Source organism: Planococcus alkaliphilus, from assembly GCF_057031095.1.
Genome location: NZ_CM168060.1, coordinates 3,102,179 through 3,122,795 on the forward strand (window position 1 = coordinate 3,102,179; position 20,617 = coordinate 3,122,795).

A 20,617-nucleotide genomic window follows, 5' to 3' on the forward strand; every position below is an offset into this window, starting at 1 on the left:
GTTAAATGCTTATAAGATAGGGCATATAATGAATAACTAATTTTATAACGGGAGGTTAAAGCTATGAGCAAAGCTGTATCAATCGCCAAAGAGCTGGCAGGCGAATTCAAGAAAGACCATGCAACGACGCTTGCTGCTGCACAGGCCTATTACTATCTACTTGCAATTGTTCCTTTATTAATTCTTTTACTGGCAATTCTACCTTATCTTCAATTAGATCCTGCACGGGTAATGGATTTCATCGGCACCATCCTCCCGGGAGAAGTTGCTAATACATTCCAGGATACGATTGTCAGCGTAGTGACTACCCCTTCGGGCGGTTTATTGACTTTTGGTATTCTCGGGACGCTTTGGTCAGCTTCAAATGCCATGACCGCTTTTATCGAAGCCACCAACCAAGCGTATGATGTAGAAGAAACACGCTCTTTCATCAAGTTAAAAGGAATGGCTATTATTTTAACTTTGTTCATGCTTATTGCTGTGATTGTAGCCTTGGTGCTGCCGATTTTCGGTGGAGCCATCATTGACTCGATCAGTTCTTTCCTGAACTTGCCTTCGCAAACGGAAATCATCTTCCAAATCCTTCGCTGGGTCATTTCAATTGCTGTAATGAGTGTAGTTTTAGCGTTTCTATACAAATTTGCGCCGAACAAACATTTTCCATTTAAGGAAGTAATCATTGGAGCTGTCATTGCTACAATTTTATGGCAAGTCGTTTCCCTTGGCTTTTCATTTTATGTTGCCAATTTCGGCAGCTACTCTGCCACTTACGGAAGTCTTGGAGGATTGATCGTCTTAATGCTTTGGTTCTTCCTTACCGGACTGATTTTAGTCATCGGAGCCGAAATCAATGCTATTTTGCATCGGCGCAAACATGTGAAGAATGCGCCTGCACAAGTTTATGAAGAATAACGTAAAACACCGGACTCGCTTGAGTCCGGTGTTTTCTTTTTTTATTTCTTCTCGGCTAAAACCATCCATTCATCAATGACAAAACTCTCAATTTCCTGTTCATTTCTACGTATGTGAAAATAAGCTTGTTCTTCTTCTCCAGCGGATAATAGATGCTCCCGAACTTGTTCGATTTGCCCATCCGTTTCTGCTGTCCGCCTTACCCAAGATGGGAACTGGAACGTTTTCTTCCGGTCCACAGACTGGATTTCCACTAATCCATTGCCTTGCAATAACTGCCGCCATTCCGTTTTTGGCAGACATCTGCCATGGCTGTCGTCTCGAAGCTTCTCGGTCATGTTCATAAATGCCGCCAATCCCTCTTTCTCCGGGGCTACGTTATCGATCAATACGAATTTCCCGCCAGGTTTCAGCACCCGGGCAGTTTCAGCAATGAACTTTTCCGGATTCGGAAAATGATGAGGCGCTATTCGGCAAACGGCAGCATCAAAAGCACCTTTTAAAAATGGCAGGCTTTCTGCATCTGCCACTACGTAAAAGATATTCCCGTGCTCTGTCCGCAGATGCTTTGCTGTATTTTCAAGCATGGCTTCTGTCAAATCGGTAGAAATGATTTGAGCCGCATGAGGAGCAAGTGCTTTTGATACGTGTCCGCCTCCCGTTGCAATGTCCAGAACCGTCCAGTTTTCTTTCGGCTTCAGCCAATCCACTAGTAATTCCAAATCATCGCCTTTTGCATGAATAGCGCTCGTCACGTATTTATCGGCGTTCTTCCCGAAGACTTCCTTCACTTTTTCTTTTGCTGTTTTCTCCATTGTCCATCCCTCATCCTCTAGCTTTCGGACGGTGCTCCAAAAAGTTTCGATAGGCAAAGCCCTCCACTTCGCTCTCACTAAAGTGCTTTTGCAACTCATGGATCAAATTCTGGAATTCCGAAGCATTTTCTAAGTTTTTCATATAGGCATCTATGCCATCAAAGTCCGAACCGATGCCGATATTTTTAACGCCGCCTAAACTGCTGAAATGATCGATGTGTTTAACCAAATCGGCTATTTCTACATCTTTCCCGCCTTCTTTAATGAAGGAAAGGCAGAACACGACATCAATCATGCCATTTTTAGCAAACATCGCTTTTGCTTGGTCGTCGTCTAAATTTCGCGGATGATTGCATAAAGCCCGTGCATTGGAATGGCTGGCGATTGGGTAATCGGCCAGTTCCATGACATCCCAAAACCCTTTAACGGATAAATGGGATACATCCGTAAGAATTCGGTGTTCATTATTCAAACGAACCACTTCTTTGCCGAGAAGCGTCAAACCGCCTCCTCTTGGTTCCCCGGCCCCGTCTGCGCATAAATTGGCATTGTTCCAAGTCAATCCAATCGAAAGCACGCCCAAACGATACAATTGGCGCAGTTTCATCAAGTCATTGCCAAATGCATCGGCCCCTTCTAAAGTCAGGACTGCCCCAATTTCTCCGTCTTTCAGCGAATCGATGTCTTCCCATTTTTTGATATGCTTCATTGCCGGGTTCTTCCCAAGAATTTCTGTATAGAACAAATCTACTTGTTCTAAAGCATGCTGCCACTTTTCATTGTCCGGCAAGTCCGGATACAAAAAGATGGCAAAGAACTGGACGCAAACCCCTCCTGCCTGCAGGCGCTGAAAATTCGTATCCAGTTGATCAGAGCTCGTGAAGTCCAACGGTGTCGTGCCATAAAAAGATCCCCGTTTAGCTAATTGGAGTTTTAGCAAAGCATCGCAATGCGTATCGATAATCTTCATTTATTCATCTCCTTCTTCCAAGCAGGCTTCGATGAACCCTTTAAAAATCTTCATGGAAGCTTCATCTGACGCAATCGCCATATTTTCCGGATGCCACTGGACACCAAGGACAAAACGGTGTTCTGTACTTTCAATCGCTTCAATTACGCCATCGCTTGCCTTGCCGCTGATTAAAAACGAATCAGGAACACGGCGGTTTGCCTGGTGATGGCGGCTGTTCACCGTCAATTTCCGGCTCCCAGTCAAACGGTTCAACAATGAACCTTCCGGCACGTGCACATAATGGGAGCCATGGAATTTTGGTGCTTTTTGTTTATGCTGCAGCAAATCTCCTTCTATTTGGTCAGTGATGTCTTGATACATGTCTCCCCCGACCGCAATATTTAGAATCTGTGCGCCTCGGCAAACCCCCAAAATCGGTTTTCCGAGCTCCAATACTTTTTTCATCAACTGAAGTTCAAAAGCATCGCGGGATGGAATAATGACGCCTAAGTTCGGATGCGGTTCTTCTCCAAACAAGGTAGGATCGATATCGTATCCACCAGCTGCAAACAAGCCGTCAATGTGTTCGGCAATTTGTTCAATTTCTCCCTCACTCCGTAAATGCGGAAGCATGATCGGCAATCCTCCTGCCTGCATAATGGCTTCAGTATCTGCTTGTTCAATTGAATAGTGGTCGTGCCCTAACTCTTTTGATGCGGTAATCCCAATAATCGGTCTCATTCTGTTTCCCCCATTTACTTTATCTGAATATAATAAACATACAGAATAAAAAGCAAAATTGCTAGCTGTTCAAGGAAGTTCTTTATTTACACGTTAAAAAACCATGAAGCATTGAAGATTCTTCATGGTTTCACTTAGCCCGGTATAAGAAGTTCAACTAATTTCCGCTTTCTCCAATGCAAATTTCTTTCCGTGATGATGGGCAGGCAGACGGTCGCCTTTTCCAAATAAGCTATCGCGCAATGTGCTCCCCTCATATTCGGTCCGCACTAAACCGCGCTCCCGTAAAATCGGCACCACCAACTCGATAAAATCTTCGAATGTTCCTGGGGTTATGGCATAGGCGATATTAAAGCCATCCACTCCAGCTTCTTCCACCCATTGCTCCAGAGTATCAGCCACTTGTTCGGCTGAACCGACTGTATAAGCGCTCATACCGCCGATTCCGACAAATTCCTTGATGTCCTCCACTGTCCATCTTTTCTCTGCATCAATTTTGGTGAAGTTTTCCAAAGCCGATTGGATGGAATCATTTTCGATGTATTCCAATTCCTGATCAGGCGCATAGCTCGACAAGTCAATTCCTGTCCATCCGCCGAATAAAGCAAGTGCCCCTTCGTGGCTGATGTGTTTTTTGTACTCTTCGTATTTTGCCCATGCCTCTTCTTCGGTCTTTCCGACAATTGGCGTCAGCATCGTCAAGATTTTCACTTCTTCACGAGAGCGCCCGGCAAGTTCTGCCTGCTTGCGCAATTTATCCACTGAACGTTTTGCCGCTTGAATGGTTGGCGCCCCAATAAAGACACATTCAGCATTCTGCCCTGCAAATTCCACCCCTTTTTTAGAAGCCCCTGCCTGATAGAGAACGGGAGTCCGCTGCGGTGAAGGTTCCGATAAATGAGCGCCCGGCACTTTGTAATAGTTGCCTTCGTGATTGATGTCATGGACTTTTTCAGGGTCTGCATAGATGCTGTTCGCTTTATCCAATACCACTGCATCCTCTTCCCAGCTTCCTTCCCAAAGCTTATAGCAGACTTCCAAATATTCTGCCGCGATATTATAGCGTTCATCGTGTTTTACTTGGTCCTCTAAACCGATATTGAGTGCCGCACTTTTCAAATAGGAAGTGACAATGTTCCATCCGACGCGCCCATTCGTCAAATGGTCCAATGTCGACATTCTGCGGGCAAATGTATAAGGATGTTCATGAGTCGTCGAAGCGGTAACGCCGAAGCCCAAATGTTTTGTCACTGCGGACATCAATGGCACCACTAAAGCAGGATCATTAACCGGAGATTGGGCGCCTTGCCGAACAGCCGCATCTCGTGAACCTTTGTACACATCGTAAGTTCCGAGTACATCCGCCAGGAAAATAGCATCAAAACCGCCGCGCTCCAAAAGCTTTGCCAACTCAATCCAATATTCGCTTGTCTTATAAGTATGAGACCGATCTTCTGGATGTGTCCATAAGCCTGGTGACTGATGGCCTGCACAGTTCATGTCAAAAGCATTCAAGTAGATCCTTTTCTCTGCCAATTGCTTCTCCTCCTTAAAAAATCTTATATTATGCGCTCGTCACCGGCTGCCTTTCGATAATCTCTAAGAAGTATTCCAGCTGCTTTTTCAGCCTCTGCTCAACTTCTGCTTCAATGATTGGCTGATGTGGATTCGTTTTATCAATTTGGCTGTCGACTAGGTAGATGCCTTTTAAACTCTGTCCTTTCAAGTTCGCAAGCAATGGTTTTAACGTATATTCAAGCGCCAATAAGTGAGCAGAACTTCCTCCCGTCATCAACGGCAAAACCGGAGTCGCTTGCAGAACATCTTGCGGCAAGAGATCGATCAATGCTTTCAATACACCTGAATAGGCTGCTTTGTAAACAGGCGATCCGACAATAACTCCCCGTGATTGGTGGAGTAATGTACTGATTTCAGCGATAGCCGGACTGCCGAAGCGCCCTTCGAACAAATCTTCCTGCGGAACGTCCCTCACGGAAATGTGGGCGACTGAAAATCCTTGTTTCTCTAATAATTCACCTAAATGTTTTAACACCAATTCAGATCTGGATTCCTTCGCAGGGCTTCCTGATAAAATCACAATTTCACTCATTTCATTCTCCCTTTCTGTTGAACCGTTTTTTTCAAAAATAAAAAATAGCCCCCTTTTCTCGATATCAAGAAAAGAAGGCTATTAAATCTAATAGGTTCTGTCCTTATCTCTCAAGAAAAAAATCTTCTTGCTGGAGTTAGCACCTTTCTGACAAAGTCAGAGGTTGCTGAAGCGTCAACGGGCCAGTCCCTCGGCTTCTCTGGATAAGTTTATTTAATTAATGCCTATCATAATGCTAGGAATTAAAAGTGTCAAGCATTAAATTTATTATTCTGACTTCTCGTTTTCATATAGAGCCAGATGCCAATTGCACCAAGGAGAACAACAATATAGCCGTACATTGAAATTTGATTGGCTGCCACAAAAGATTTAAAAGCGTCGTAATTCCCATTAAAATAATGGCCGATGCGAAGCATGGCAAAGCACCAAGGATAAATGCCGATGAAAGTCAGCGCTCCATACTTCCCAATTGGAGTCCTGCTCATGCCCGCCAGATAAGAAATGTAATTTCCGATGCCAAATGGACGTGAAATGGCAATGCTCCAAATGCCGTAGCGATGAAATAATATAGAAGCCTTCTTTAATCCTTTATCGAATTTTTTCTGAAAGAAGGTTTGAAGTTTATTGCCCAGGAAATAAGGAATTAAACTTGCGACACTATAGGCCACTGCCAAGCCGGCTGATAACAAGGCAGTGGCTGCAAGGCTATGATTCAACAATCCGCCGTAAGCAATCACAAGGGCCACTCCGGGAAACGGCATAGACGATCCTTCTAAAAACATCACACTGAATAAGCCCAGCATCCCTAAACTTTCAAGAAAAGCCAGTATCCCTTCAACCATACCGCTCACTCTCCAGTCGCTTAATTGCCCACTAAAATCTTTTCGATTTCCCGGTAAATCTCATCCGAGTTCTTCAGGTTCAAAGAACTTTTATAAGCTTTGACGCGTGTTCGAAATCGTTCAATGATTTCTTCATCCGCCAAGGTCTCATTTACAAAATCCATTAGCCGGCGCCCTTCAGGAACCGCAAACACCAGTTTTTCCTCCAGTAAATAAGCCAGATTGATTTCTTCCTGCCCTGGAAGAGCCGCTGGAATGAAAATCGGCAATTCTTTTCTTAGCGCTTCGCTGATAGTGACTCCTCCCGGTTTTGTCACAATAGCATCAGCTTCGTTGTACAACCTATTCATTATCTCCTTTGAAGAAATGTAAGGAATCGCATGGATGGCCGGATGGTTTAAACCGATGATTTTCTGCTGGAGTTTTTTGTTGGTTCCGCAAAGAACTTGAAAGCTCCATTTTTCGGCACTGATTTCTTCATCCAGTTGGTCCAAGACTTCGCTTAGTCCAGTGCTTCCTCCTGAAACTAAAACAGTTAATTGTTTTTTGGAACGATGATCTTTTTGATTGCTGAACTTTTCACTCACCGGTATGCCTGTTACAAAAACGCGGCTTTCGGGAATTCCATCGCTATGGCATAACGTTCCTTTAATCGCTTGGTTTGGTGCAAAATGATAATCGATGCACGCTCTTCCCCATACATCATTCACGAAAAAATCCGTATACACATTCAGGCAAGGGACTTTGCATTTCCCTTGTTTCTTCAGCTTATTGATGAACAGCGAAGGAAATCCATGCGTACAAATGATCAAGTCAGGTTTTTCCCTTTCTAAAATTTCGCTGACTTTTTTCATAAAAAGCCATTCATACGTTCTATGGCTCTTTTCTTTTGGCGATCTGTATGCAAATTGCCGATAAATCCATGCATAAGAGTTAGGCGCTCTCCGGATCCAATTCAAATACGCCTTAACTGTTGCCGATTCGATTTTTGCATTCCATTCACTCAACAAATCAATCTTTTTGCATTCAACTTCCGCTGAATGGCCTCCGATGAATTCACTCATCGCTTCTGCTACTTGATGATGGCCCGAAGGCATACTGTTCAGTAAGGGAAATATCAATACTTTCTTCATATCAAAGCGCCTCCATCCATAACTGACTTTCTTTTTTATCTATCTTTGGAGAACTTAAACGCGGATAGTCTGCTAATGGTCCGCTGTAAACCAGTTCCAAGGACTGGGAACAGAATATATCTCTTGGCATCGTTAAACGCGGAGGCTTCGCAGAAATTCTGATGCCTCCTTCCCTCAGCACTTCCGCTACAAATTGAGAACAGAAAAACGAATTTTCGCATCCAAGCCCGCGTTTTACCACCACTCCGAACAATCCCGTTAAATTATACTTATAACGGTCACGGTCCTGTTCCATAGCAGAAACGAAGTTTTTCATCGCTCCAAACCCCTCAGCATCAACCGAGCATTTGAATACCGCGCATTGCGCTCGCTGAAATAAGTGATTGCCCATTTCTTCTTTTACAAAGCCGCCGTTAAAAGCATTCTCCGCATTTTTCCGTCCAAAACTATAGACTTCGGCCAAGTCAGAACTAAACGCTAACGAAACGTGACTGTAAGGATGGCGCGTATACGTTTTGATCAATTTTGATAAGGATGTTTTCGTGTCTGTAAAAAGAATGTAGACTTCCATTGCCGCATCTCCTCTACTGCTGCCTTCTGCAGCACCGGTTAATAAGTTAACTTAAGTTTAGCTCCACAGAAAAAACGGAGCATCGGGCGCAGGACTTTTCCTTTACAGGACTTGAGACGTAGTTGGATATAAGCCGTTGTTACATTTAGCCAAATAAAAAAAGATGCATTTCTGCATCTCTCGCTTCAGCCTTCCCATTGCACTTTTGTGGAATAAACCAATTTCTCACCGATAAAAATCAAACATTTCGATTCCAGGCAATGGATGCCGATTGAAACTTTGATATTTTCCGTTTCGCCGTCTTCATTTTTTAGCTTTCCGAACAGCCGTGAACCGAATGCAAATCCAATAAATTCATCCTGCAATACTCCATCGACGTAAAGCTTTTGGCTGCCTAAGTTTTTCTCAACCCGTATATTATGCAATTTGTATCGGATTTTCCAAACATCGTACATCTCTTCGCCTCCGCTTCTATTCTTTAAAGACAGTATACCATCAAAAGTTCAGATAACTGAAAACAGCCCGCTTTCACCATCAAGTGAGAACGGGCTGCCATTTCTTATGCTTCTACTTCTGCTTCTTGTTTTCTAATGTCTCTTTTTCCTTCAGTTTCCGCTACATAAACTGCACATGCCGCATCTCCTGAAATATTGATAGCTGTTCTCGTCATATCCAACAAACGGTCAATTCCGATCACTAAGCCGATTCCCGCTACCGGAAGACCCACGCTGCTCAATACCATCGCAAGCATAATGAGGCCAACTCCCGGAACTCCAGCTGTACCGATACTTGCAAGAACCGCCGTCAGAACAACCGTTGCCAGTTCAATAGCCGTCAAATCAATGCCATAAGCTTGAGCGATGAACATTGTCGCCACCCCTTGCATAATCGCGGTGCCATCCATGTTGATGGTGGCGCCAAGCGGCTGTACGAATGAACTGATCGACTTTGGAACGCCCAATTCTTTTTGGGCGACTTCCATCGAAACCGGCAAAGTGGCTGTACTGCTTGACGTACTGAATGCGACTGTCATAGCAGGCGCGAACTTCTTGAAAAACCAAATTGGATTTTTCTTAGCCAAAAAGGCGATGGTCCCGCCATATGTGATGGCCGCATGGATTGCTAATGCTGCCAGTATAACCAGCATGTAAGCTCCCATCGCTTTCATCGCTGAAAATCCTTGCGACCCGACAGCAGTTGCAATCAATGCAAATGTACCGTACGGAGCGAACTTCATCACGAGTCCGACCAAATACATCATCACTTCATTGCCCTGCTCCATCAATTTAAGCAAACCAGAAGTTTTTTCTTTTAACGCCGTTAAAGCCAAACCAACAAATACAGCAAAAACAATAATTTGCAGCATATTGCCTTCCGTCAACGCAGCTAACGGATTGGATGGGATAATATTCAATAAAGTATCGACTACTGATGGTGCTTCTTCAGATTCAAAAGACGCCCCTTCTAAATCAAAATCGCCAGCAAGCCCTGGTTGAATTACTGATGCCAGCGAAAGGCCAATCACGATAGCGATTGTCGTCGTCACTAAAAAATAAGTAATCGTTTTCAAACCGATCCGGCCAAGCTTTGCTGGATCTCCAAGCCCCGCTGTTCCAAGTACAATAGAAAAGAAAACAAGCGGCACAACGAGCATATTGATCAAGCTCAAAAATAATTGTCCAACAGGAACAAATACGTATGTATTTAAAGTCTCAAATGATCCGGGTGCAAACAAATTGATAAGCAAACCAACAATTGCCCCTAAGACCAATCCAGTTAACACTTTCACAGTTAAACTCTTTTTTTTCATTCATCATCTTCCTTTTTTTAAGATTAGGCTTTAGTTTACCCGAAAACGAAATAATTTTACAGTAAAATATCATTACACTTTAATAAAAATAGCGTATATTTATGTAATGATTCGTGAAAACTGGTATAGTAACGGTGTTACCTTTTCCATAATACCCTTGATTTATCTCAGTTAATCTTTAAATAGAGAACTTTTTATCCTTATTGCTAAATCTGTATGAATATACATTAAAATTCAATTTTAACTATACAAATATAGCTTTGTTTTTATTACTTTTATAATTTGCAGAAAAAAACAGGCCATTTCTACACAAAAACAGGCGCCAATTCTTAAATCCTTATTTAAATTCAAAAGTTTAGCCAGAGAAAAACGAAAAAAAAACCGTATCCGCTAAAAATAGCTGGATACGGTTTTTACGTTTATTTTACCTATTTTTCACGGCAACAGCATCACTTTCCCAATGCTTTTCCTGCTCTCAATATGGGCGTGCGCTTTTGAAGCTTCAGCTAACGGATAGCGTTTCGAAATCGGGATGTTCAATTCTCCTTGCAGCAATAATTCCACAATGGCCGCAGCGCCTTCCTGTAAAAATTCAGGGCGCTCTTTTCGGTAAGTTCCCGTACTGTATCCGAGTACCGAGCGGCAGCTGGAATGGAGGTCTGTCGTTTTGACAATGCCCGCTATAGAACCTTCGTTGGCGTGGCCAAAACTTACGATCCTGCCGAATGGCGCTAAGCATTCCAGGCTCTTTTCAAAATTGCGTCCCGCTATCGTATCTAAGATTACATCTGCCCCTTTGCCATCCGTTATGTTGTTTACTCGCTCTGTAAAATTTTCAGTCGAATAATTGATGACGTGGTCTGCGCCAAAACTTTTTGCGGCCGCTATTTTTTCATCACTGCCAACTGTCCCGATAATTTGGGCCGCACCAAAAATTTTGGCCAGTTGAATTGCAGTCGAACCGATGCCTCCAGCGGACGCGTGAATAAGGATCGTCTCTCCCTGCATGAGATGTGCCATTTTCTTAATGACGTTATAAGCAGTAATCCCGATTGTCAGGGCAGCGGCCGCTGTTTCCATTTCCAATTCGTCCGGAACCTTGAAAGTAAGGGCTTCATCCGCTGCTACGTATTCTGCATAGGTGCCTTCTTTTGGAAACGCCATGACGCGCTGGCCCACTTGAAAATGGGTTACCGCTTCCCCTATTTCAATGATTTCTCCCGCACAATCGAGTCCGGGAATAAACGCTGAACCTGCTTCAACTCCATGATATTGGCCTTGGCGCGCTTTTATATCAGCAAAGTTCACACTTATGGCGTGAACCCGGATCAATACTTGGTTTGAAGCAATTAGCGGCTTGCCAATTTCCTGAAGCGCCAACACTTCAGGTGGCCCAAATTCGTTCACTACTATAGCTTTCATTCGATAACGCCGCCTTTACTAATTAAAATATCAACATACACGCTCCAATGACCAAGCCTCCATAAATCAAAGCAATCATCGTATAGCCCATGATGTCGCGGATCTTCAGCCCAGCGATTGCCAACAGCGGAATTGCCCAGAATGGTTGGATCATATTTGTCCAGCTGTCGCCCCAGGCTACTGCCATGACCACTTTTGCCGGATCCACGCCCATTTCAAGCGCTGCCGGGATAACAATCGGTGCCTGAACAGCCCATTGGCCGCCTCCGGAAGGAATAAATACGTTCAGTATGCCGGCAGAAAGGAAGGTCCATAGCGGCAACGTGTCAGCGCTGGAAATATCAATGAAAAAGTTGGATAAAAGGACAGCCAAACCTGAAGCCCCGAGCATCCCCATGATCCCTGCGTAGAACGGATACTGCAAAACAAATTGCCCCACACTGCTAACCGATTTCAATAGGCCTTCAGCCAGTTCGCGTACGTTAGCAAACAAGAGAAGAGCAGCTGTTAGGAAAATCAAGTTGACCGTATTTAAATCCAATGAGAAGCCATTTGTAATGAAATGGTTGATCAAATAACTAAGTCCTAAAAATCCGCCGATAAGCGGGATAAGGCGCGTCTTTTCGATTTTATCATTTGGATAATTCGTTTCTTCTCTCTTTTCTTCCACTACGATTTTATCTTCCAAACGAGCTTGATCGACAATGTAGCGGTCTTTCGGATTTTTCGGATGGATAAAGCGCATAACAAAAGGCAAAGTGAAAAATAGAATAAGGACGATTGCAATATTCACACCCGACATCAAAGTTTCTGAAATTGGCACGACGCCAATGTCTCCTTCGAAAATATGTCCGGCTGTCGCAACGAATAAGGCTGGTGAAGAGGACAACCCGCCTTCCCAGATTAAGAATCCGGAATAGCCTGCAGCGACCAGCACCCGGTAGTCGACATCAAGAACTTTTTTCGCAACCAGTTTCGCCATAATCCCTGCAACGACCAATCCGAAAGCCCAGCTGATCATAGAAGCAGCTAGTGCAGTGAAAGTCACCATCAGAATAGCGGAATTCGGTGTTTTGCATTTAGCTGCAATCTTTTCAAGCGTATTGGAAACTGTCTTGGTCAAAGCCAATGCATAACTCAAAACAAATGTGGTGATTATTTGGGCAGTGAAAGTCAATAGTCCCCACATGCCATCTCCCCAATACCGCATCATATCGAGTGGGCTCGAATCCGTGAAAATAACTCCTGCAATAAAAGCAATGGCTGTTAATATGATTGCAAATACAAATGCATCCGGCAGCCATCTTTCTGCAATTCGGGCAAAGAACCCCGCAACTCTCGCCAGCGGATTATTTTTCTGGGCATTTAAGACTCTCTCTCTTTCTAATTCTTCAGCACTCTTCACTTCCACCATTTTCATTCCTCCTCATACCCATTTTTTCATTTGATGTTTTTGAATCTTCCCTACAGATGTCCGGGGGAAATCTTCAGTAATGTGAACTTCCTGCGGAACTTTGAATTTCGCCATCCGTTCCCGGCACCATTCAACCAATTCATCACCGGCTGCAGACGCCCCTTCTTTCAAAATGACAAAAGCATGGATCGCTTCTTCATAAACGGGATCCGGAACCGATATGACAGCACTTTCAAAAACGGCTTCATGTTCATTTAAAACGGCTTCCACTTCGCCTGCTGCAATATTCTCGCCAGCCCGCTTCATCATGTCTTTTTTCCGGTCGACAAAATAGAAACGGCCGGTTGCCGGATCTTTCCGTGCCATATCTCCGGTATACAGCCAGTTATCCTGAATAGTCTCCTCTGTTGCTTCCGGATTTTTAAAGTATTCTTTCATAATGGTTATTCCCGGCTTGCCGTAGACCGTAATTTCTCCTTCTTCTCCAATCTCCACTTCCTTTCCTTGTTCATCTCGCAGACTGACTTGGTAATCACAAACTTCTTTACCTATCGTTAAATGATCCGAATCATCATTCAGCGGCCGCATTAAAGGAATCGCCACGGTTTCTGTCATACCATATAATTGGCGCAGCGGTACTTGATACCGTTCTCCAAACAAAGCATATTGCTCATCTGTCAAAGCCTGGGCATAGATGATTAAGCGCAGCTTATTATCTGCGTCTTGCGGATCGTAGTCTTTTTTCAGAATCATTTTTATTGGAGCTGAAAATAATGAACCGATTGTAGCGCCAAGCCGCTTGGCCTGCTTCATATAATTCGTGGCGCTGAAACTTTCTGTAATGGCAATGCTGGCTCCGGCATATAATGCGGGCATCGCCATGTAGTACTGCCCGTTTCCATGAAACATCGGCAAGACGATCAATGGCCGGTCGGTCTTTTGATAGCTTAAAAGCGAAGACATTTTTTCTCCTGTATGCAAGTAATTCCGGTGGGTCAAAACCACGCCTTTCGGTTTGGAAGTGGTTCCGGATGTATAGAGGATGGCTGCCTCATCTTCAGGTGAAATTAACGGAAGCTCCTGAAGCATTTTGGCTTTCCTGATTTCTTCCTCCATCCAAATCCCTTCTTGGCCGTTCCCAAGCCTTGAAAACAGCAATGGAAAATCGAATGAAGCAAACTTCCCTTCATATTCTTTTTCTGTGATAATCAATTTGCTTTCAGAATGTGCAGTCAGATAGTTCATTTCTTCTTTTGTCGAAAGAATATTTGTCGGCACCATGACGGCCCCTATGGATAGAATCGAAAACCATGACAGCATGAATGCCATCCCATTCGGGAGATGAAGCAATACTTTATCTCCTTTTTGAATGCCGTATCCTGACAGAACATTTGCCAGCTTCTGCACATTCTCTTTAAATTCACGGTAAGTCATCGTTTCTATTTCCCCGTGCCTGTCTTCAACTAAAACAAACTCTTTATCAGGATTTTCTGCCGCTTTCTCTGTCAACAGCGCTGGAACAGACTGATAGTTCATCGAAGCCACCTCACAATTTTTAATTTGCCGTCCATCCTCCATCAATATATAAGGTCTGTCCGGTCACGTAGCTGGAAGCATCCGAAGCGAAAAAGACTGTGGGTCCGATCATTTCTTCTACTTCCCCCATCCGCTTCACCATCGTACGGTCAACAATTTTTCTAAGTCGTTCCGGATCTTCCAGGAAATGCGCGGTCATTGGCGTCTTAATATACGCAGGAGCGAGTCCATTAACCGTAATATTGTATTCGGCCAGTTCCGCTGCCCAGACTTTCGTCAATTGATCCATGCCGCCCTTACTTGCTGCATAGCTCGTTTGCAAAGCATTTCCGACTTTACCCATGATCGATGAAATATTGATGATTCGCCCTTTCTTTTGGTCCATCATCCTTTTAGCAGCTTGCTGTCCTACGAGAAAAATCCCTTTCAGATTGGTATCAAGCACCCGATCCCAATCTTCTTCCTCCACATCGACCAACAGTTTCCGGATATTCATGCCGGCATTATTGATCAAAATATCCAGCTGGCCAAATTCTTCGTCAATATAATGGAATAAAGCTGCCACCTCTTCTTTGGAAGTCACATCGGAAACTTTCCAACTGACTTTACCGCCTAATGCTTTCAGTTCTTCTGAGGCTTCTATCAAGGCATCTTCATGGCGTCCCGTGATCATCACTTCTGCTCCGTAATGCGCAAGCCCTGATGCTATTGCTAAGCCGATGCCTTTGCTTCCTCCCGTAACGAGGGCTTTCTTGCCTGTCAGATCAAAACTCGGAAAAGCAGAAATTTGCATGCTCATGCCTCCTAAACAAAATTAATCGAATGTTGCAAAAATTAAAGTCATCTCAATACGCGTTAAAGTTCAAAATACCCCGTCAGTTTAATTTCGTCATCGGAACCTTTAATCGTGATTTCTCCTCTGCTCCCGTCAAACGACCCACTGATGAAAAGCTCACTGCCTAGATAGGTGACTGCTTGAAACCGGACTTTAAATAAACTGAGCTGTCTATCCGGAAACCATTCAGAAATCGCTTCGCCAGCCCATCCCATCAAAAACATGCCATGGACAATGGCGTCTTTCAATCCTTTTTCACGAGCTACACTTGGAACTGTATGTATTTCGTTAAAATCACCTGATGCTCCTGCATATTTAACTAAATCTATCGGTTTGATCGGCTGTTTCTTTATCAGCGGCAATTCTTTCATTTCTTTGCAACCGTCCTTTCAATCAAAGTAGAACGATTGATCAATACGAGTTCCCCTTGCTGGTTCTTATAGACCGTTTCAAGCTTAAAAAAATTCATGGATTTTTTCTGTATACACTCTTTTACAATAGCTTGTGCAGCAATGATATCGCCTGCGTAAATAGGACGGATATATACGTATTCCTGTTCACCATGCAGCACATAATTCGGATTTAAGCCGATTTTCTGAAACAATTGATAAAAATCCCGTGTGTTCCAAAAATCGATCACCGTCGCAAAAGTTGGCGGAGCCGGTATTGCCGGATGGCTGTTTTCTTTTGCGCGGACTTCATCGAAGTAAACAGGATTATTGCTGCCGATTGCTTTTGCGAATTCCTTTATTTTGCCCGCTTCTACTTGGAAAGGTACATAATCGAATGTGATTAATTCAGTCATCATACACCCGCCTTTTATCGCTTTACAGCAAATTATTCCTGCGTGTTTCATTGGCCATTTCAATTAGATTGCGTACGGCAATATTCAATTCACCAAAACGGTCATCATCAATTTCACCGATTTTCCAACGGTAGTGGATTTGCTGCAGGATGACTGCCAGTTTATAGAACCCGAACGTTACGTAATAGTTAATATTCGATACGTCTCTTCCACTTGCTTTTGCATAAGCTTCCACAAATTCGCGTCTAGTGTAAAATCCTTTTTGGCTAGTGACGATATTGATGCCCATATCCGGATCATCGGTCTGTCCCCAATAAGCTACAGTCGATCCCAAATCACTCATTGGATCACCAATCGTAGAAAGTTCCCAATCCAGGATGCCAACCGCTTTTCCTGGATCCTGAGCATCCAGCACCATATTGTTCAACTTAAAGTCATTATGGACAATTGTCGTTTCTTGGGTCTTTGGCAAATTGGCTGCCAGCCATTGTTCCAATTCGCTCAATTGCGGGATGGATTCCGTTTTAGAATGGTCATAGCGCTTAATCCAGCCTTTTACTTGCCGCTCAAGAAAGCCTTCCGGTTTCCCCATCTCAGCCAGGCCTGCTTTCTTATAGTCAATCGCTTGAAGCTGTGCAAGTGTTTGAATAACTGTTTGAGAGATTTTCGGTCCTGCCTGCTCAGATCCTCCATAATTTTCCGGAAGCACATCATCAATCACTACGCCTTGTTTTTTCTCCATGACGTAGAAATGCTTGTCCATGATTGCCGGGTCTTCGCAATACACATAAGGCTTCGGTGCTAATGGAAATACCGGATTCACTTTCTCAAGCATGCGAAATTCACGCTGCATGTCATGCGCTTTTGGCGGGACTTCACCAAATGGAGGCCGGCGCAAAACGCCTTCCCAATCATCAATATTCAATAGATACGTTAAATTGGAATAGCCTTCCGAAAATTGGCGTACATTCAATTTTCCATTTGGTAAATCCGGAATCGATTTCCGCAAATGCTGTTCTACTATTTCCCAGTTAATGGCGTCTTGTATTTTCCCGATTTCCTGGTTTGCAGCGCTCATAGCTATCTCTCCTTTAAAAGCTCACTCGTATTTGAAAAATCCTTCTCCTGATTTCCGGCCCAGTTTGCCGGCCCGTACGTATTTCTTCAATAAAGGCGCAGGGCGATATTTGGAATCATTCGTTTCGTTGTAAAGCGTTTCTGCTACAAAGAGCATCGTATCCAAGCCAATCAGATCCGTTAAGGCAAGCGGACCGATTGGATGGCTTGCTCCAAGCATCATGCCTTTATCGATATCTTCTGCTGAAGCGATGCCTTCTGATAATACAAAAATGGCTTCATTGATCATGGGCGTCAAAATCCGGTTGACCGCAAATAATGGAGCTTCTTTTACCGAAATCGCGGTCTTATTGAATTGCTGAGCTACTTTGTGCGCCACCTTAAAAGTTTCATCGCTTGTCTGTTCACCGCGGATAATTTCAACCAATTGCATGACCGGAACCGGGTTGAAAAAATGCATTCCAATGACTTGGCCGCTCCGTTCTACAGCTGCTGCCATTTCTGTAATGCTTAATCCCGAAGTATTGGAAGCAAAAATAGCAGAAGGCTTGCAAATTTTATCAAGCTCAGCAAATAGTTCTTTCTTAGGTTCAATCTGTTCAATAATCGCTTCGATGACCATATCCACATCTTTCAGCTCTTCTATTTTGCTCGTTGGCTGGATCCTTTCTCTAATCGCATCCGCTTCTGCTTGTCCGATTTTTCCTTTTTCTACATTCCGGGACAATGTTTTTTCAATTCGCTTGATGCCTTTCTCGAGCCCTGCTGTGTTCACATCATATAAAACCACTTGATAATTTCCTTCTGCTGCCACTTGGGCAATCCCATTGCCCATAATTCCGGCTCCAACCACTGCAATCTTTTTCATAGGCGATCACTCCTTCGCTTTATTTCCCTTGAAAGACAGGTTTTCTTTTTTCTTTGAAGGCTTTCACTCCTTCTTGCATATCTTCTGTACTCACCAATTTCGAAAACAAATACGTTTCCAACTCCTGGGCTTCAGCAAGCGGCATTTCAATTCCTTCATTTATTGCCCGTTTCGCATTTTGCACAGCAACCGGTCCTTTCGCTGCTATCTTTTCTGCAAGTTGTTTTGCAGCATCATAAGCTTCGCCTTTTGGAACGATCCGTTCTGCAAGCCCTGCTTCATAAGCTTCTCTTCCTGACAGCAAGATACCTGACAGTACGAGTTCTTTTGCTTTTCCAATGCCTACTAAACGGGACAGACGCTGCGTCCCTGCATACCCCGGCAAGATTCCCAGCCCCGTTTCCGGAAGCCCGAGCTTTGCATCTTCTTCGACTATCCGGATGTCGCAGGCAATTGCGAGTTCAAGTCCTGCTCCCAACGTTAGGCCCTGGATGGCACAAATAACCGGAGCCTTGGAGTCTGCTAACTTATCAAAAACCCGTTTTCCCTTTTCAACAAGCTGGATTCCCGTCTCTTCTGTCAATGAAGGGAATTGGCCAATATCGGCACCTGCTGCAAAGGCTCTTTCGCCTTCTGCACATAAAATAATAACGCGGATATCCGGCAATCCGGCAATTTGCCCAATTGCTGCCTCTAATTCAGAAATCACTTGGTCCGTCAGCACATTTACTGGCGGATTTGCTAATCTCACAATAGCTAAATGACCCTCACGCTCTAACTGGACAAACTCGCTCTCCTTCATTTTTGCTCAACCCCTTCACCCATTGCTGGAATTTATTTTAGCGGCTGCATTTCTAATTTTCCCGTCTTCCACCATTGGGATGACTGTTAACTGCTCATGATTTCGGATAATCAGTTCCATGGAATCCGCGAAATCGAATTTTTTCAGCAATTCTGCTGTTTCGCTTGCATATAATTCTTTGAACCCATCAGCTAAAGATGCTTGATAAGAAGACTTTGCTAATTTGGCTGCATCCGAAAGCACGTAATCACCTTTTGCAGTCAAATGTTCAATAATCTGCCCGGCTCCGACAAAATCCTCCATAGAGAACCGGTCATCATTTCCTGAGCAAATCAATACGATGGAAGAATCGTCTTGCTGAGTATGAAGCTGGTCAGCAATCACATGGCCATTTACTAGAGATGAAATGAAAAGTGTTTTCGCTTTTGCTGCTTTCTCAATCGCTCTCGTGCCATTGGTTGAACAAATGATGGCTGCCTCATGTGTGCTGCATGGTTCGATCATGCAGGGATCCGGATATTGAAATCCCTCGATTAACTCCCCCTTTGTTTCGCCGAGAAGAAGATAATCGCCTTTTTGTTCTGCTGCCAGAGACAATGCACTTTCACTGTCTTTTACTGCGTAAATCGGCCCGTAATTATGCTCCAGCAGAAAAGCAATCGTGGAAGTTGCCAAAAACACATCGATGACAACTGCTGAACAGCCGATTAGCTTTTCTTCTTTGACCGCTTCTTTCTGTGTAATTACGTGAATTCTTCTCATGTATTCCAATCCTTCATGTGTATTTTCAAAGCAACATTTTAATGAGGAATTCTGCATAGATTTCTTCGATTTCCTCTTTGCTGAATTCTCCTTTTTCCGAGTACCATACTTGAATCCAGTTTGTGGCTCCAAGTATGATCATTCGGGCCATTTTTTGCTGCCTTAAATTAAATTCGCCTCTTTCTACGCCCTGTGCAATGATTTTATCGAACAGCCCGGCATAGGCATCGCGTTTTTTCACGATATCTTCAATATTCTCTTCCGAAAAAATTTGTTCCGGTTTTACAATCAGATTAAAGATTTCTTTTTCCTGTATCGCGATATCCAAATGTACTTTTATGGCTTTTTCCATTTTGTCTTTCGAAGAAATATCTTCTTGATAGATGTCTTCCATCAACTCCATGGCACCCGTGAGGATAAGGTCATGGCAATGAAAAAGCAATTCTTCTTTATTTTTAAAATAATAATAAAGCGAGCCCTTCGTCATCAGCAGTTCTGCAGCGATGTCTTCCATAGTCGTTTTATGAAATCCTTGCCGTGATATGACGGAACTTGCGGAGCGAAGGATATCCTCTTTTTTCTTAGCTGCTTTTCGTTCACGTAAACTCATGGCATTACCTCATTTTTTATTAGTATTGAACTGTGTTTTAAAGTAATTCTTCCGGCTTGTCTTCCACTTCAAGCATCGTCAAGGAAGGCTCTTTTATCAAAATGTTCCGGATCAGAATAAATAGATTCTCAATGACAATCATGGCAAATGCGATCGGGATCAAGAAAAACAGCGGATACAAAGGATACAATGTTCCTGCAGCAGGAAAAGCCGTCTTTCTTTCCAATCCGCTCATGGCATATTCCCAGCTAAACTGGACAATGAGGACCAACACAAAGAGTTCCAGTAAAATCATCAGGATGATAAGAACTTTTTTCGCTTTTTGTCCAATTTTATCTAACACTAAATCCATTTTCGGCAATACTCCAGAAGCGTACACGTAGGCAAGACCCGGAAATACCACGAGCGGCATCATATAATTCTGGATAATTTCAAATCCGCCGCGGATTGAACTGGAGAAAAGCGAGCGGACGGCTACATCATAGACAATCAGGAACATCATCACTAAAACGCTGATGCCGCTGATCCATATACCTGCCAGTTTTACATAATCGAAAATTTTATAGGCTTTCCATACACCATTCATGAAGTTTACCTCCT

The 20,617-nt window shown here is 43.6% G+C and carries 23 protein-coding genes and 1 riboswitch; of the genes, 1 reads left to right on the plus strand and 22 read right to left on the minus strand.

Going from position 1 to position 20,617, the window contains the following annotated elements:
• Window positions 1-63 precede the first annotated feature (63 nt).
• A complete protein-coding gene (locus AC2EXB_RS16155) occupies window positions 64-912 on the plus strand; it encodes a YihY/virulence factor BrkB family protein (RefSeq protein WP_483602335.1) in 849 nt (282 codons plus the stop codon).
• Between the two features lie 41 nt (window positions 913-953).
• Here AC2EXB_RS16155 and AC2EXB_RS16160 read toward each other — a convergent pair whose 3' ends face one another.
• From AC2EXB_RS16160 to AC2EXB_RS16265, 22 genes are all read right to left on the minus strand, one after another.
• Entirely contained in the window at window positions 954-1,727 is a 774-nt protein-coding gene (locus AC2EXB_RS16160) for a class I SAM-dependent methyltransferase (RefSeq protein WP_483602336.1), read from the minus strand.
• 10 nt (window positions 1,728-1,737) lie between these two features.
• A complete protein-coding gene (locus AC2EXB_RS16165) occupies window positions 1,738-2,697 on the minus strand; it encodes a dipeptidase (RefSeq protein ID WP_483602337.1) in 960 nt (319 codons plus the stop codon).
• Complete coding sequence (locus AC2EXB_RS16170; protein ID WP_235197256.1) at window positions 2,698-3,420, minus strand: gamma-glutamyl-gamma-aminobutyrate hydrolase family protein; 723 nt, start codon at window positions 3,418-3,420, stop codon at window positions 2,698-2,700. It abuts the gene before it with no gap.
• A 153-nt stretch (window positions 3,421-3,573) separates the two neighbouring features.
• A complete protein-coding gene (locus AC2EXB_RS16175) occupies window positions 3,574-4,956 on the minus strand; it encodes an LLM class flavin-dependent oxidoreductase (protein ID WP_483602338.1) in 1,383 nt (460 codons plus the stop codon).
• Window positions 4,957-4,984: 28 nt separating this feature from the next.
• Window positions 4,985-5,530, minus strand: a complete 546-nt coding sequence (gene ssuE / locus AC2EXB_RS16180; RefSeq protein WP_251475982.1) for an NADPH-dependent FMN reductase — start codon at window positions 5,528-5,530, stop codon at window positions 4,985-4,987.
• A gap of 100 nt (window positions 5,531-5,630) precedes the next feature.
• A riboswitch (SAM riboswitch) is annotated at window positions 5,631-5,740 on the minus strand.
• A 41-nt stretch (window positions 5,741-5,781) separates the two neighbouring features.
• Complete coding sequence (locus AC2EXB_RS16185; RefSeq protein ID WP_483602339.1) at window positions 5,782-6,372, minus strand: DedA family protein; 591 nt, start codon at window positions 6,370-6,372, stop codon at window positions 5,782-5,784.
• 20 nt (window positions 6,373-6,392) lie between these two features.
• Entirely contained in the window at window positions 6,393-7,505 is a 1,113-nt protein-coding gene (locus AC2EXB_RS16190) for an MGDG synthase family glycosyltransferase (protein ID WP_483602340.1), read from the minus strand.
• Window position 7,506: 1 nt separating this feature from the next.
• Window positions 7,507-8,076: a hypothetical protein gene (locus tag AC2EXB_RS16195; RefSeq protein ID WP_483602341.1), complete on the minus strand. Its 570-nt coding sequence runs from the start codon at window positions 8,074-8,076 to the stop codon at window positions 7,507-7,509.
• A gap of 185 nt (window positions 8,077-8,261) precedes the next feature.
• Window positions 8,262-8,531, minus strand: a complete 270-nt coding sequence (locus AC2EXB_RS16200) for a hypothetical protein (protein WP_251475990.1) — start codon at window positions 8,529-8,531, stop codon at window positions 8,262-8,264.
• Window positions 8,532-8,635: 104 nt separating this feature from the next.
• A complete protein-coding gene (locus tag AC2EXB_RS16205; RefSeq protein WP_483602342.1) occupies window positions 8,636-9,886 on the minus strand; it encodes a dicarboxylate/amino acid:cation symporter in 1,251 nt (416 codons plus the stop codon).
• Between the two features lie 435 nt (window positions 9,887-10,321).
• Window positions 10,322-11,308 (minus strand): quinone oxidoreductase family protein, encoded by a 987-nt coding sequence (locus tag AC2EXB_RS16210; protein ID WP_483602343.1) that lies wholly within the window; start codon window positions 11,306-11,308, stop codon window positions 10,322-10,324.
• A gap of 22 nt (window positions 11,309-11,330) precedes the next feature.
• Window positions 11,331-12,722, minus strand: coding sequence for a short-chain fatty acid transporter (locus AC2EXB_RS16215; protein WP_483602344.1), 1,392 nt, complete (start codon window positions 12,720-12,722; stop codon window positions 11,331-11,333).
• A 12-nt stretch (window positions 12,723-12,734) separates the two neighbouring features.
• Entirely contained in the window at window positions 12,735-14,258 is a 1,524-nt protein-coding gene (locus AC2EXB_RS16220) for a class I adenylate-forming enzyme family protein (RefSeq protein WP_483602345.1), read from the minus strand.
• 19 nt (window positions 14,259-14,277) lie between these two features.
• Window positions 14,278-15,051 (minus strand): SDR family NAD(P)-dependent oxidoreductase, encoded by a 774-nt coding sequence (locus AC2EXB_RS16225; RefSeq protein WP_483602346.1) that lies wholly within the window; start codon window positions 15,049-15,051, stop codon window positions 14,278-14,280.
• Between the two features lie 62 nt (window positions 15,052-15,113).
• Window positions 15,114-15,464: a MaoC/PaaZ C-terminal domain-containing protein gene (locus AC2EXB_RS16230; RefSeq protein ID WP_483602347.1), complete on the minus strand. Its 351-nt coding sequence runs from the start codon at window positions 15,462-15,464 to the stop codon at window positions 15,114-15,116.
• A complete protein-coding gene (locus AC2EXB_RS16235) occupies window positions 15,461-15,898 on the minus strand; it encodes an FAS1-like dehydratase domain-containing protein (protein ID WP_483602348.1) in 438 nt (145 codons plus the stop codon). Before AC2EXB_RS16235 ends, AC2EXB_RS16230 begins: the two co-directional genes overlap by 4 nt.
• 22 nt (window positions 15,899-15,920) lie before the next feature.
• Entirely contained in the window at window positions 15,921-16,976 is a 1,056-nt protein-coding gene (locus AC2EXB_RS16240) for a phosphotransferase family protein (protein ID WP_483602349.1), read from the minus strand.
• Window positions 16,977-16,997: 21 nt separating this feature from the next.
• A complete protein-coding gene (locus tag AC2EXB_RS16245; RefSeq protein ID WP_483602350.1) occupies window positions 16,998-17,843 on the minus strand; it encodes a 3-hydroxybutyryl-CoA dehydrogenase in 846 nt (281 codons plus the stop codon).
• A gap of 19 nt (window positions 17,844-17,862) precedes the next feature.
• On the minus strand, window positions 17,863-18,645 hold the full coding sequence (locus tag AC2EXB_RS16250) for an enoyl-CoA hydratase/isomerase family protein (protein ID WP_483602351.1): 783 nt from the start codon (window positions 18,643-18,645) through the stop codon (window positions 17,863-17,865).
• Window positions 18,646-18,660: 15 nt separating this feature from the next.
• The gene (locus AC2EXB_RS16255; RefSeq protein ID WP_483602352.1) at window positions 18,661-19,407 is read right to left on the minus strand and encodes a 2-phosphosulfolactate phosphatase; all 747 of its coding nucleotides are present in this window, start codon (window positions 19,405-19,407) and stop codon (window positions 18,661-18,663) included.
• 25 nt (window positions 19,408-19,432) lie between these two features.
• Window positions 19,433-20,017: a TetR/AcrR family transcriptional regulator gene (locus AC2EXB_RS16260; RefSeq protein ID WP_251476017.1), complete on the minus strand. Its 585-nt coding sequence runs from the start codon at window positions 20,015-20,017 to the stop codon at window positions 19,433-19,435.
• A 37-nt stretch (window positions 20,018-20,054) separates the two neighbouring features.
• Complete coding sequence (locus tag AC2EXB_RS16265; RefSeq protein WP_483602353.1) at window positions 20,055-20,603, minus strand: TRAP transporter small permease; 549 nt, start codon at window positions 20,601-20,603, stop codon at window positions 20,055-20,057.
• Window positions 20,604-20,617: the final 14 nt, after the last annotated feature.